Raw genomic sequence first — 13,428 nt, forward strand, 5'->3', positions numbered from 1 at the left:
CCCGGGCCTGCTGGATGATGCCCACATAGGTGATGTCGTGGCTGGCCATGGCGTCGAAGCGGATCTGGAGCTTTTCCGGGTCGCCGGAGACGCTGTGGGCCTGGAGGATCTGCCAGGCCAGGGTGCGCCGCCGCCCCTCCTCGGGGGTGACGGGGGCGGCGGTGTGCAGGGCGCCGTTGGAGAGAAAGACGCCGGTATCGTGGAGAGTGAGCATGACGGGGACCTCCCTCAGAATTCAGAATATTGGATGCCGGGGACCGGGGGTCAGCAGCGTTCCGCCAGGGGGACGTATGGCGTCCGCCTGGAGACGGTTTTGTAGGCGGGGCGGATGATGCGGGGGTCCTCGGCGCAGCACTCCTCAATGCGGTGGGCGCACCAGCCGGGCATCCGGGCGCTGGCGAAGAGGGCGGTGTACAGGTCCGCGGGAATGCCTAAGAGCTTGTAGACAAAGCCGGAATACAGGTCCACGTTGGCGCAGATGGGCTTGTCGGTATCCCGCTCGTTCTGGAAGACCTCCGGGGCCAGCCGTTCCACAGATTCGATGAGATCCAGCTCCTTGACCATGCCCTTCTTCTCCGCCAGGTGGCGGGAGAACTGCTTGAGGATCTCCGCCCGGGGGTCGGAGAGGGTGTAGACCGCGTGGCCCATGCCGTAGATGAGGCCCGTGCCGTCCCCCAGCTGGCGGCGGAGGATGCGGACCAGCTGGTCTTTCACCTGGCCGTCGTCGGTCCAGTCCCGGACGGCCCGCTTGAGGTACTGCATCATCTCCACCACCTTCACATTGGCGCCGCCGTGGCGGAAGCCCTTCAGTGCGCCCACCGCCGCGGCGATGGAGGAGTAGAAGTCCGTACCGGAAGAGGTGAGGACGCGGCAGGCAAAAGTGGAGTTGTTGCCGCCGCCATGCTCGGCGTGGAGAATCATGCAAAGGTCCAGGAGCTTGGCCTCGTCGTCGTCAAACTTTGTGTCCTCCCGCAGGGAGTAAAGGAAGTTTTGGGCCACGCTCATGTCCGTCCGGGGGCGGTGGAGGTACAGGCTCTCCCCGTCGAAGTAGTGGCGCTTGGCGGCGTAGGAGTGGGCCACGATGGTGGGCGTCCGGGCCACCATGCGGAAGGACTTGAAGAGCTCGTTCTCCAGCGTCATGTTCTCCGCCTCGCCGTCGTGGGAGTGGAGGGCCACGATGCAGCTCTCCAGCTTATTCATAATGTTCTTGTTGGGGGAGCGGAGAATCATATCCTCACTGAAATAGCCGGGGAGCTGGCTCCACTTGGCCATGAGATACTGGAACTCCGTCAGCTGGGAAGCCGTGGGCAGCTGGCCGAAGAGCAGCAGGTACACCGTCTCCTCAAAGCCAAAGCGGTCCTCGGCAATGCACTGGCTGATGAGGTCCTGGATGCTGATGCCCCTGTAGAAAAGCTGGCCCTTCTGAGGGACCTTCTTCCCGTCCACCAGGTCGTAGCCGTCCACGTCGCCGATGGAGGTGATGCCGGCCACCACGCCGGTGCCGTTGGGGTACCGCAGACCCCGCATGACGCCCTCGCCGGACTGGCTGGAGGGGAAGATGTCGTTTTCACGGATGAAGTCCTCGGAGCCGCTGACGAAGGACAGCGAGGACTCGATCAGATCCTGGTGCCGGAGCATCCGGCGCAGGTCCCGGTCAACTTTGTAAGACATATGTTATAACCGCCTTTGACTCAAGAATTGCCGGGAGGGGCCCGGCACGGAGTCCTCCCGGGTCTCCGCATACTGATGATAGTATTGTGCATTATACCCGAAACCGGGGCGCTTTTCAATCTCGTCCGGGTCCGCCTGGGCAGAGGGGCTGTAATTTTCTACAATTTGAACAAAGGAAGGATTTGCATTTTCTGTTTAGCTGTGATATACTGTGGTCCGGCCCAGGTGCCGGGACAGTTCCGGCGGGCCGTATTATCAGCCCTGAGGCGGTTCCGCCTTCCGTTTTGGACATGATTCCCCAGGACCTGACACTAATTTTTACGAGCTGCGTTTTTGTTTGAAGCGCGACCGATATGGGCCGGAGATTTTTCCGTCCGGCTTCTGCCGCCGCCGGTATGAAGCGGCACTGGGTGGGCAAACTGTTCTTATAAAGTACCGGGACGGCTTGCCGCCACAAAAGAACATCCTTGAAAAGAGGGTCAGACTTTGACGAAGTATATTGTACAGGGCGGAAAGCCCCTGTTTGGCGAGGTAGAGATCAGCGGCGCGAAGAATGCCGCCGTCGCCATTATTCCCGCCGCTCTGATGGTGGACGGCGTGTGCCGGATCGAGAACCTGCCCCAGATCTCCGATGTGACCATGAGCCTGAAGATTCTGGAAAATCTTGGGGCTCAAATCCGCGTTGTCAACCGCCACACGGTGGAGATCGATTCCACCTGCATCCGCTCCACCCGGACCGACTACGAGCTGGCGCGGAAGATCCGTGCCTCCTACTACCTCATAGGCGCCCTGCTGGGCCGTTTTGGCCACGGCGAGGTGGCTATGCCCGGCGGCTGCAACTTCGGCGGCGTCCGGCCCATCGATCTCCACGTCAAGGGCTTTACCTCTCTGGGGGCCAAGGTGACGGTGGAGGGCGGCTTCATCCGGGCCGCTGCGGACCGTCCCCGGCTCAAGGGCGCCAACATCTATCTGGACGTGGTCTCCGTGGGCGCCACCATGAACATTATGATGGCCGCCGCCATGGCCGAGGGGAATACCGTGATCGAAAACGCCGCCCGGGAGCCCCATATCGTGGACCTGGCCAACTTCCTCAACTCCATGGGGGCCAACATCCGGGGCGCCGGCACGGACACTATTAAGATCCGGGGCGTAGAGCGGCTTACCGGCGGCACCTATGCCATCATTCCCGATCAGATCGAGGCGGGCACTTATATGGCCGCTGTGGCTGCCACCGGCGGACAGATTCTCATCAAGAATATTATTCCCAAGCACATGGACTGTATCACCGCCAAGCTGGTGGAGATGGGTGTGGAGGTGGAGGAGAACGAGGACACCCTCCTGGTCCGCCGCAGCGGTTCTCTCCAGCGCACCAACGTCAAGACCCTGCCCTACCCGGGCTTCCCCACGGATATGCAGCCCCAGATTACCACCGTTCTCTCCCTGGCGGAGGGCACCTCGCTGGTGACGGAAGGCGTCTGGAGCAGCCGCTACCGCTATGTGGACGAGCTGCGGCGCATGGGCGCCAGGATCCAGGTGGACGACAAGACCGCCGTGGTGGAGGGCGTGGACCATCTCACCGGAGCACCCATCCAGGCCAGCGACCTGCGGGCCGGCGCGGCCATGGTCATCGCGGCCCTGGCCGCCCACGGCGCAAGCGAGATCAGCCACGTGCAATACATTGAGCGGGGCTATGAGAACATTGTGGAAAAGCTCCGGGCCGTGGGGGCGGATATCCGCTCTGTGGAGGAGCCGGACCAGCGGGAGCTGGGTGTGGGTTGACGGCGGCGCTGCCCCTGCTCTGACGCCCGTGGGCGTACGGCCCGGACAGAGCGAATAATTATACACATATCGATCCGTTGCGTCCGCGATGGGAGGATGACGGCCTTCGCCGGCGGCCTCCCTGGCGGGCGCATTCACTTTTTCAGAAATGGGGTACATTTTTTGACCACTGTACACACGCTTGCCAGCGGATCCTCGGGAAATGCGCTGGTGCTCTCCTGCGGGGATGTGCACCTGCTGGTGGACGCCGGAATCTCCTGCCGCCGCATCGGGGCGGGGCTGGGGGAGCTGGGGCTGGAGCCGGCGGACCTCGCCGCCGTCTTCATCACCCACACCCACACCGACCACGTCTCCGGCCTTCGGACACTGCTCAGGCGCACGGAGATCCCCGTCTATGCCACCGGGATCACGGGGCGGACCCTGGCCGTCCGCCTGCCGGAGCTGGCAGGGCGGCTGGAGGAGCTGCGCCGTCCGGTCTCCCTGGGGGCGGTGGAGGTCACGGCCTTTCCCACTGCCCACGACGCCCCCGGCTCCTGCGGGTTCCGGTTCGACACTCCCGACGGCGCCGTGGGACTGCTGACGGATACCGGTTATGTCACCGAGGAGGCGGCGGACGTGCTGCCGGGCGTGGCTCTGGCGGTGCTGGAGGCCAACCACGATGTGGAGACTCTCCGCAGCGGGCCCTACCCCTACTATCTCAAACGGCGCATCCTGGGCGATGAGGGCCACCTCTCCAACGAGAGCGCCGCCCGCTTTGCGGTCACACTGGCGGAGCAGGGGACGGCGGAGATTGTCCTGGCCCATCTGAGCAGGGAGAACAACACCCCCGCCATGGCGCGAAACGCTGTGGAGACGGCCCTCTCCGCCGCGGGTCTCTGTCCGGCGCTGTCTGTGGCTCCCCGGGATACCCTGGGACAGGCCCATGTGGTGAGGGGAGGGACCATATGCAGAAAGTGACTCTCCTCTGTGTGGGGAAGATGAAGGAGAAATTCTATATCGAGGCGGCGGCGGAGTACACCAAGCGCCTCAGCCGCTGCTGCAGACTGACGGTGATCGAGCTGCCGGAGGAGCGGCTGCCAGAGAATCCCGCTCCCGCCCAGATCGAGGCGGCCCTGGAGCGGGAGGCGGAGGCCATTCGGGGAAAGCTGCCTCCCTCGTCCCGGGTGATCGCCCTCTGCATTGAGGGGAAGCTCTGCTCCAGCGGGGAGCTGGCCCGAACCATGGCCGCCTGGGCCAATGGGACGGCCAGCGGACTGGAGAAGCAGCTGGTGTTTTTGATCGGCGGATCCCACGGGCTCCATGGGTCTGTCAAAGCCCAGGCGTGGGCCCGGCTGTCTATGTCCCCCATGACCTTCCCCCACCACCTGGCCCGGGTGATGCTGCTGGAGCAGATCTACCGGGCGTACCAGATCAATGCCGGGTCGAAGTACCATAAATAGAAAGCAAACGTATGCGTTCCGCCGGAAAATCAAGAAGGAGGTATTGCGGTGAACAGCGGTGATCTGGAGAGGTCCTGTCCGGATGCGGGGCTTTCGGATGAGGAAAAGGCGCGGATTGCCCGGCGTTTCTGCAGGGGAGCCATTTTGGCAGACATTGCCTCCGCATTGTTTTTCGCCCTGGTTCTGACACTCATCCTCCTTAGCCGCTTTTCTGTGCGTCTGCCGGACCCTTTGATTTTCCTCCTTCTGGCCGCCATCCTGCTGTCCATGGTGGGAGTTCTGCTGGGGGAGCTGCTGGTTTTCCGCCGCTGTCCCTTCTGCGGAAGGCTGCTGCTGAGGCGGGACTGGGCGGCAGGAGTTCTCCGCTGGCGTTTTTTCCGCTGTCCGGACTGTGACTTTACGCCGCATTGGGACAAAGAGCACGGGGAATTGAAATAGGCGCCAGCTTGTCGAAAAACGCCAAATAGAACATAAAAGGCCTAAACGGGGGAACACAAGGGGGCGGCGTCCGCCCCGTATGGGATCGAATGTCTGCAAAATGCGGCTCCGGAGCTTCTCCGGAGCCGCATTTTTGTCCTGACGGAAAACAGCAGGCAATTCTTGACAAGGAAGCCCCTGCCCCGTATAATGATTTTATGCGGTATGAATAATTTTCCCTGCCGCACTTCGCCGGTTGTTGGGGAATTTCGTCAAATCCACGATCCGGCGCTTTGACGTATCAAAATAAGGAGGAGCAGAAATATGGACTTCATGAAGGAATATGAGAAATGGCTTGCCAGCCCCGCTCTCAGCGCCGCGGAGAAAGCCGAGCTGGAGGCCATTAAAGACGACCCCAAGGAGATTGAAGGCCGGTTTTACGGCCCGCTGGAGTTCGGCACCGCCGGCCTGCGGGGCACCATGTATGTGGGCCTCCACAATATGAATATCCACGTCATCCGCTGGGCCACCCAGGGCTTTGCCGACGTCATCTGCGCCGAGGGCGAGGAGGGCAGGAAGCGGGGCGTTGCCATCTGCATGGACTGCCGCAACCACTCCATGGAGTTCGCCCGGGCCGCCGCGGAAGTCTGCGCCGCCAACGGCATCCAGGTGAAAATTTTCGAGTCCCTGCGGCCCACGCCGGAGCTGAGCTTTGCCGTGCGGGAGTACCGCTGCCAGGCGGGCATCAACGTTACCGCCAGCCACAACCCCAAGGAGTACAACGGCTACAAGGTCTATTGGGAGGACGGCGCCCAGCTGCCCCCCCGCCACGCCGACGCCATCGCCAAGCGGCTGGAGGAGCTGGACATCTTCAATGATATTAAGACCATGCCCTATGACGAGGCTGTAAAGGCGGGCCTCATTGAGGTCCTGGGAGAGGAGACCGACGAGAAGTTCCTCGCCAACGTCATGGCCCAGGTCAACGATGCCGGGACCGTGGCCAAGGCGGCGGACACTTTCAAGCTGGTCTATACCCCCTTCCACGGCACTGGCCACAAGCTGATCCCCGAGGCCCTGAAACGCTTGGGCATCAAGCACCTGATCTGTGTCCCCGAGCAGATGGTCATCGACGGCGACTTCCCCACGGTGGTTTCTCCCAATCCGGAAAATCCCGAGGGCTTTTACCTGGCGGTGGATCTGGCCAGGAAGGAGGGCGCGGATTTCATCCTGGGTTCCGACCCCGACGCCGACCGGGTGGGCATCATGGTCCGCACCAAGGACGGCAGCTTCAAGACCATCTCCGGCAACCAGACCGGCGTGCTGCTGCTGGATTACCTCATCGGCGCCATGAAGCGCTCCGGCAGGCTGCCGGAAAAGCCCGTGGCCCTCAAAACCATCGTCACCACCGAGATGGCACGAAAGGTGGCGGAGGTCAACGGCCTCCAGTGCTTCGACACCTTCACCGGCTTCAAGTTCCTGGCGGAGAAGAAGGACAAATTGGAGAGCACCGGGGAGGGAACTGTGATCTTCTCCTACGAGGAGAGCTACGGCTACATGCTGGGCAGCTATGTCCGGGACAAGGACGCCGTCACCGCCGCCCTGATGCTCACCGAAATGGCCGCCTGGTATGCCGCCCAGGGAAAGACCCTGGCGGACGCCCTGGAGGGCCTGTACGAGAAGTACGGCTATTACGCCGAGCACACCTACAACCTGGTCATGCCCGGCCTGGACGGTCTGCGGGACATGGCCAACCTGATGAAGTCCCTCCGGGAAAATCCCCCGGCGGAGCTCTCCGGCGTGAAGGTTCTCCAGTTCAAGGACTACGCCGACGGCTCCGTTACCGACTGTGCGAGCGGCGCACAGACCCGCATGGAGCTCTCCGGGTCCAACGTGCTGCGCTTTGAGATGGCCGACGGCACCTCCGTCATTGTCCGGCCCTCCGGCACGGAGCCCAAGATCAAGATTTACATCCTGGCCCAGGGCAAGGACGCCGCCGACGCCGACGCCAATGTGGAGAAGTACGGCAAGTGGGTGGACTCCCTGAAAAAGTGATTGTAAAGATAGCTGAAACGCCGGGGGCAATCCGCTCCCGGCGTTTTTACTCTTTTCAGATTTAGAAGTTGTATTCATAGGTGGGGAACGCTGAATAGCGCGAAAAGATCCGACCGGACGGCGTTCAGCGCCTGTGAATACAATTTCCTAGAGGTCGTCCGCGTCCTGCACCGGGACCTCATAGGGGTCCGCGGGACAGCCGGTCCAGCTGCCCTGGGGGTCGGTCTTCGCGGCGGTGAATTGGGACATCTCCCTGGCCTTTTCCATGGGCTTGTTCTCCTTGCGGCGCTTTTCCACTGGCATCGCCTCCTTTGCGGAGGTAGTATGCGCCGCGGAGAGAATGCTATGCGGAGGCGGATGCTCCGGCGAAAAGAGTCCCCCGCCGGCAACCGGCGGGGGACTCTTTTTTCGTTATTTCCGAAGCTCCGCCAGGTACTTTTCCCCATTGCGGCGCTTGCCCATAGACGCGCCCTTGAGCTTGTCAAGGCCGGTCTCCGGAACCTCCTTGAACTCCAGAACGCCTTTCTCCCGGGCGATTTTCAAAAGCTGCTCGCCCTTCTCGGAGCGGACAATGACCTGATTCCATTTCCTGTCCACGTCCCAGCCGCCGGCGCTGCGGGCCCCGCCTACGGAGAGATCGGCGAACTCCGCCGTCATGTCCGTGCAGGCCCGGCAGCCGGAGCGCACCAGGGGCGTCACCTCGTCCAGGTTTACGGAGACGGTCCCGCCGTCCTGCCGCAGCTCCAGGGAGTGGTACTTGCTGGGGGGGATGTCCATGTGGCTGACCTTCTCCGGGTCCGCGTGCCGGGCGGTGAGTGCGCCCAGGCCCTCCCAGTCCAGGCCCCAGCCGCAGAAGAGGCCGAAGACCATGCCGATGTTTCCGGCGTGGTTGTCGTTGTCCGGCAGGGGATTGCCCTTCATCTTGTAGACGGCCAGGGTCTTGCAGGGGGTTCCCACCACGCCGATGGCGTGGTATTTGCCCTCTTTCAATGCCCGGTTCAGCGCCGCCAGGGTAGGGGGCACCTGGAAGCTGCTGCCGGAGCAGGCCCGAATCTCCTCCGGCGTGGCCGCCAGGGTCCCCTCCGGGTTCAGGCCGCCCTTGGAGCGGGTGAGGACGGCGGCGTCGATGAAGCCCTCCGCCAACGCCAGCTCCACCAGGGCCGTCATGGTACCGCCGTGCTGGGCGTTTGCCCGGATGGATTCATCGGCGGCCCGGGTCAGGTACAGCCCCCGGAAAGGGCCGATCTCCGGCAGGATGGTCTCCTCCTGGAAAAACCGGCGCCGCAGGGCGTCCAGATCCGTGGGCATCCGGGGGCAGAACCGCTGGCAGCGGCCGTCCCGGCGCTCACAGTCGAAGTAGCAGACGGTTCGCCCGTCTGCGGAGTCCCAGTAGGGGCACATTCCCTGGCAGGCGCCGCAGCCGGTGCAGAGGCCCGGCTTGATGACCTGGGTATCCAGCGCGATTGTACTTAACATTGCCGTCCCCTCCTTATACCATGATCTGCGGATACCGGAAGATCTCCAGCTCCATGGACTGCGCGTCCGCCGGGAGGTAGTCCTCCAGCAGGTGGTTCTCACCGCACAGATGGTCCTGGAAGAGATACCGGTAACCGGGCTTCTGGGGTGTCAGAAACCCCTTTTCATACAGCAGCGGTGTCAGGGCGGAAAAGCGGGTGTCCCGGGGCAGGGAAAGGGTCAGCTCCGCGTGCTTGACGAAATCGCTGAAACGCACCTGGATGGCGTCCATCACTCCGCCCCCTTTCCCGCGGCCTCACAGCCCATGGCGAAGGCCCGCCGGTTGACCTCCAGCACCGCGCCCCTGAACCGCTGGGAGAGGATTTTTTCCAGGTCCTCCCGGCTCAGGGGAGCCCCGGGCAGCTGGCTGAACGCCCCCAGAAGGGCGATGTTGGCGGACTTGGAGTCCCCGGCCTCCATGGCGATATCGGCGGCGGGAACAGCCACGGCCAGGTTTGTCAGATGGCTGATTTCGGCGGCGATGTCCTCCACCGCCGGGTACTGCTGGATGCCCTGGAGCACGCCCAAGGGATACACCGGCCGGGGGTCATAGACCACGGTGGTGTCTTTCCCGGCGTACTTGCGGACCATTCGCAGCGTCTCCAGAGGCTCAAAGCCGATGATGATATGGGCCTCGCCGGAGGGGATCAGCACACTGGGGTCCATTTTGGCGGATACCCGCACGTGGCTCATGACGGAGCCGCCCCGCTGGGACGCGCCGTAGGTCTCCCCCACGGCCACCCGGAAGCCCCGGTCGCACATGGCGCTGCCCAGGACTTCGGCGGCCAGCACGTTGCCCTGCCCGCCGATGCCGCAGACTACGATGTTCAGGGGGTCGAACTTGAGTTTTTTCACGCTTCCTCACCGCCTTCCACATGAATGGCCCCGCTGGGGCAGAACTTGGCGCACACGCCGCAGCCCACGCAGGTCACGGGGTCGATCTGGGCCTTGCCGTTTTTGAAGTCCCAGGTGTTGCCTGGGCAGCCCCAGACCCGGGAGCAGTATTTGTCACACCCGCAGCCCTCGCCCAGGCACGCGTCCTGGTCCACCCAGACCCGGACGGGCTTTTTCTGCTTCTTGGCGGTCAGGGTGGCGCAGGGCTGGCGCATGATGAGGACGTTCATGCCGTCCTCCTGCAAGAGCCGCTTTACGGTTTTTTCCGTCTCCTTCACGTCGAAGGGGTCGGCTACCTCCACCTTGCAGCCCATGGCCTCCAAAATCCCCTGGATGTTCATGGGCTCGGCGGGGGTGCCCATGGCGGTAAGGCCGGTGCCGGGATGGGGCTGGAAGCCGGTCATGGCGGTGGCGGAGTTGTCCAGCACCATCAGCAGCATGTTGGCCCTGTGGTACACGGCGTTGACCACCCCGGGCATGATGGTGTGGAAGAAGGTGGAGTCGCCGCAGACGGTGACCACCTTCTGGTCCAGGCCGTACCGGGTCAGCTGGCCCAGGGCCTCCGCCAGGTTGATGCCGGAGCCCATGCAGTTGCAGGCCTGGAAGGCGTACTGCCCGGCGAACTGGCCGGACATGATGTAGCACCCGATGTCGCCGATGACCACGCCGGGGTTCTTCTCCTGGCGCAGCACCCGCTTGAGGATGTGGAAAGTGGCCCGGTGGGGACACCCGGCGCAGAAGGTCATCTCCCGCTCCGGCAGAGCCAGGGTGGAGGCGGTCTTCTTCTCAGGCAGGGCCGCGCCGGTAAAGGCGGCGATGGCGGCGGACACGTTGTCCGGGTCCAGCTCCCCGATTTTGGGCAGGGCCCCGTCGTCCCGGCCCCGGAAGGCAATGGACAGCCGGTGTTTTCCGGCCAGGGCCTCCAGGTGCTCCTCCAGGAAGGGGTCCACCTCCTCCAGGATCAGCACCTCCTTGGCGGGCCGGAGATAGCTCATTATGTAGTCCTCCGGCAGGGGCCAGAGGGTTCCCAGGGTCAAAAGGCCCGCTCTGTCCTCCACACCCAGGCGTACCATGGCCTCCTGGGCGTAGAGGCGGCCGGTGCCGCCGGCCACGATCAGCTTCTGCGCGCTCTCGGGACCTGAGTAGTGGTTGTACTCACAGTTTTCAAACTCGCTCCGCAGGGCCTCCAGCCGCTCCAGCATGGGCGTGTGGAGATACGAGACGCACACCAGCCGGTCCCACTCCCGTACCCTTTGAATGGGGTGGGGCTTTTCCGGCAGGTCTCCCAGCTTCACGACGCCCCGGCCATGGCACACCCGGGTGGTGAGACGGACAATCACCATCTGCCCGGTGCGCTCGGAGAGTTCGAAGGCGTAGGGCACGATGTCCTTGGTCTCCTGCATGGTGGTGGGCTCCAGCAGCGCCACGCTGGCGGATTCCGCCTGCCACCGGGAGTCGAACTCGTTGGTGCTGGAGTGGGCGCTGGGGTCGTCGGAGGTGACGATCACCAGGCCGCCCTTAACGCCGTGCTGGGCCCCGCAGTGCAGGGAGTCCGCCGTGCATAAAAGGCCGTTCTGCTTCACGATGCAGAGCGCCCGGGCTCCCGCCAGGGACGCGCCGACGCACGCCTCCAGGGCGCAGACCTCATTGGTGGACCACTCGGCGTAGAAGTTCCGCTCCCCCGCGATCTTGCCCAGCATCCCCAGCACCTGGGAGGACGGGGAGCCGGGGTACGAGGCGGCGAAGTTGATCCCAGCCTCCACAGCGCCGCGGACAATGGCCTCGTTGCCCTGCATCAGGCAGGCCTGTCCCGGCGCGTTGGCTGTCATCGTCCATTCCATAGTTTCAAAGTCACCCTCTCAAAAGTCAGATTTTTAGTTAAAAATTTATCATGCTTCCGGTCTCTATTGTAGCACCTTCGGCGGGAAATGCAAGTGGCGGGGGGAAATTTTACGGCCCCTCTTCAGTTGTACGCATCCGTGCACGAAAGGGGGAAATTTTGGTGGATTTTCCCGCTAATGCAAATGCAAATGCTAATGTTAATGCTATTGTAAAAGCGAAAGCGAAGGCGCGCCGCGGGGACTTTTCGGAAAAGTCCCCGGCGGCGCGGGCAAAGAGAGAAGTCTCGTTCTGGGTTTTAGAACTCCAGGCTGCCGAAGGCCACGCACTTGCCGCTCTTGCGGTCGAAGAGCATGATATTCTCCCCGGAGATGTCCACATGGACCTTGGCGCCGATGGTGAACAGCGTACTGCCGAACACCACGCCGGTGAGCAGGAAGTCCCCAATGCGCACCTTGATGGTGGACTCCATGCCGGTGGGCATGGCGCCATAGATCTCGCCCTCCAGCGCGCCGCTGTCCACGATATCGATGAACTCCGGCCGGATGCCCAGCACCAGGTCCTCGTTGGTCAGCACCGGCTCCTCCTGGAGGGAGAGGTCCTCCTCCTCGACTTTTGCGATGTGGTAGCGGAAGGTTTCGTCCTTGTTGCCCTTCTCCACAAAGCCCTTTTCCGCGGCTTTTTTCTTGTGCTCTTGAGCCAGGGCCGCGTCGCGGTCGTCCCGGGCCTTAAACCAGCCGGCCAGATCCAGGGGATGAGCGGGCTTGAAAACGGCCTTTTTATCGCCGAAGATAGTCAGCTCCACGGCTCCGTCGCCCCGCTGGGTGCCCTTGGCCTCCACGAAGTTGATGGAGGGGTTGCCCACGAAGTCCGCTACAAACAGGTTGTTGGGGCGGTTGTACACCGTCAGAGGCGCGTCATACTGCTGGAGCACGCCGTTATTGATGAGGCAGATCTGGGTGGCCAGGGTCATGGCCTCCATCTGGTCGTGGGTGACGTAGACGAAGGTGGACCCGGTCTCCACGTGGAGGCGCTGGAGCTCGTAGCGCATCTCAAGGCGGAGCTTTGCGTCCAGGTTGGACAGGGGTTCGTCCATGAACAGCACCGAGGGTTCCGGGGCCAGCGTCCGGGCGATGGCCACGCGCTGCTGCTGGCCGCCGGACAGCTCCGCCGGGTAGCGGTCCATGAACATGCCGATCTTCACGATCCGGGACACCCGGCGGACGGAGAGGTCGATCTCCTCCTTCGTCAGCTTGCGGACTTCCATAACGGGCCGGCCGTTCTGCACGGCCTCAAAATGGTTGTTGAGGCCCTGGGACTTTTTGGCGTTTTCGGCCTTCTCCCGCAGGGCGGCGGCTTCGGCGGAGACGTCCTTTCCGCTCTCCAGATGGTAGTTGTAGAGCTTCTTGGCGGTGTAGAGGGAGATGGTGAAAGCGTCAATCAGCTTGATGTACGCCTTTTTCTCATCGATCTTTCCGGTTTTGTCCCGGCAGTCCTCCAGGACCTTCACCACCTCGCCGGGATTGGACAGAATCTCCGCCAGACGGGCGCTGTTCCTGGCCTCGAAGTCAATCTTCGGCAGGGGCTCCTTGATGTTGGAGAGGCCGAAGGCGATGTTCTCGTAGACGGTCATGTTGGGCCACAGAGCGTAGTTCTGGAACAGAAAGCCCACCTTGCGCTTGTTGGCGGGGACGTTGATGCCCAGGGCGCTGTCAAACACCACCTTGTCGCCGATGGTGATGCGGCCGCTGGTGGGGGTCTCCAGTCCGGCGATCATCCGCAGGGTGGTGGTCTTGCCGCAGCCGGAGGGGCCCAGCAGGGT

General features: G+C 63.1%; 13 protein-coding genes. 5 read left to right on the top strand and 8 right to left on the bottom strand.

Translation table 11 applies throughout. The annotated features are described in order from the left end of the window. Both QZ326_RS07105 and QZ326_RS07110 read right to left on the bottom strand, forming a co-directional pair. The coding region (locus QZ326_RS07105; protein ID WP_295743167.1) for a hypothetical protein at nucleotides 1–214 on the bottom strand (214 nt) is incomplete at its 3' end. A 50-nt stretch (nucleotides 215–264) separates the two neighbouring features. Further along, the gene (locus tag QZ326_RS07110) at nucleotides 265–1,671 is read right to left on the bottom strand and encodes a citrate synthase (RefSeq protein ID WP_295743170.1); all 1,407 of its coding nucleotides are present in this window, start codon (nucleotides 1,669–1,671) and stop codon (nucleotides 265–267) included. Nucleotides 1,672–2,157: 486 nt separating this feature from the next. On the opposite strand from QZ326_RS07110, the gene QZ326_RS07115 reads away from it, so the two are divergent. From QZ326_RS07115 to QZ326_RS07135, 5 genes are all read left to right on the top strand, one after another. Then, nucleotides 2,158–3,450, top strand: a complete 1,293-nt coding sequence (locus QZ326_RS07115; RefSeq protein ID WP_295743173.1) for a UDP-N-acetylglucosamine 1-carboxyvinyltransferase — start codon at nucleotides 2,158–2,160, stop codon at nucleotides 3,448–3,450. A gap of 162 nt (nucleotides 3,451–3,612) precedes the next feature. After that, nucleotides 3,613–4,407 carry an MBL fold metallo-hydrolase gene (locus tag QZ326_RS07120; protein ID WP_295743177.1) on the top strand — a complete coding sequence of 265 codons (795 nt, stop codon included), beginning with the start codon at nucleotides 3,613–3,615 and terminating at the stop codon, nucleotides 4,405–4,407. Continuing rightward, nucleotides 4,395–4,889 carry a 23S rRNA (pseudouridine(1915)-N(3))-methyltransferase RlmH gene (locus tag QZ326_RS07125; protein WP_295743179.1) on the top strand — a complete coding sequence of 165 codons (495 nt, stop codon included), beginning with the start codon at nucleotides 4,395–4,397 and terminating at the stop codon, nucleotides 4,887–4,889. The genes QZ326_RS07120 and QZ326_RS07125 overlap by 13 nt, the downstream gene beginning before the upstream one ends. A gap of 48 nt (nucleotides 4,890–4,937) precedes the next feature. Beyond that, entirely contained in the window at nucleotides 4,938–5,327 is a 390-nt protein-coding gene (locus QZ326_RS07130) for a hypothetical protein (protein WP_295743183.1), read from the top strand. A 303-nt stretch (nucleotides 5,328–5,630) separates the two neighbouring features. Then, nucleotides 5,631–7,358 carry a phospho-sugar mutase gene (locus QZ326_RS07135; protein WP_295743185.1) on the top strand — a complete coding sequence of 576 codons (1,728 nt, stop codon included), beginning with the start codon at nucleotides 5,631–5,633 and terminating at the stop codon, nucleotides 7,356–7,358. A 147-nt stretch (nucleotides 7,359–7,505) separates the two neighbouring features. On the opposite strand, the gene QZ326_RS07140 is transcribed toward QZ326_RS07135, so the two are convergent. From QZ326_RS07140 to QZ326_RS07165, 6 genes are all read right to left on the bottom strand, one after another. Next, nucleotides 7,506–7,655 (bottom strand): hypothetical protein, encoded by a 150-nt coding sequence (locus QZ326_RS07140; RefSeq protein WP_295743188.1) that lies wholly within the window; start codon nucleotides 7,653–7,655, stop codon nucleotides 7,506–7,508. A gap of 114 nt (nucleotides 7,656–7,769) precedes the next feature. After that, entirely contained in the window at nucleotides 7,770–8,834 is a 1,065-nt protein-coding gene (locus tag QZ326_RS07145) for a Coenzyme F420 hydrogenase/dehydrogenase, beta subunit C-terminal domain (RefSeq protein WP_295743191.1), read from the bottom strand. Between the two features lie 13 nt (nucleotides 8,835–8,847). Further along, complete coding sequence (locus QZ326_RS07150; RefSeq protein WP_295743195.1) at nucleotides 8,848–9,105, bottom strand: hypothetical protein; 258 nt, start codon at nucleotides 9,103–9,105, stop codon at nucleotides 8,848–8,850. Then, nucleotides 9,105–9,728 (bottom strand): indolepyruvate oxidoreductase subunit beta, encoded by a 624-nt coding sequence (locus QZ326_RS07155; RefSeq protein ID WP_295743198.1) that lies wholly within the window; start codon nucleotides 9,726–9,728, stop codon nucleotides 9,105–9,107. The genes QZ326_RS07150 and QZ326_RS07155 overlap by 1 nt, the downstream gene beginning before the upstream one ends. Further along, nucleotides 9,725–11,608: a thiamine pyrophosphate-dependent enzyme gene (locus tag QZ326_RS07160; protein WP_295743201.1), complete on the bottom strand. Its 1,884-nt coding sequence runs from the start codon at nucleotides 11,606–11,608 to the stop codon at nucleotides 9,725–9,727. The genes QZ326_RS07155 and QZ326_RS07160 overlap by 4 nt, the downstream gene beginning before the upstream one ends. A gap of 296 nt (nucleotides 11,609–11,904) precedes the next feature. Beyond that, nucleotides 11,905–13,428: ABC transporter ATP-binding protein (locus QZ326_RS07165; protein ID WP_295743204.1), on the bottom strand; the 1,524-nt coding region annotated here is incomplete at its 5' end.

Source organism: uncultured Oscillibacter sp. (assembly GCF_910587525.1).
Lineage (GTDB): Bacteria > Bacillota > Clostridia > Oscillospirales > Oscillospiraceae > Oscillibacter.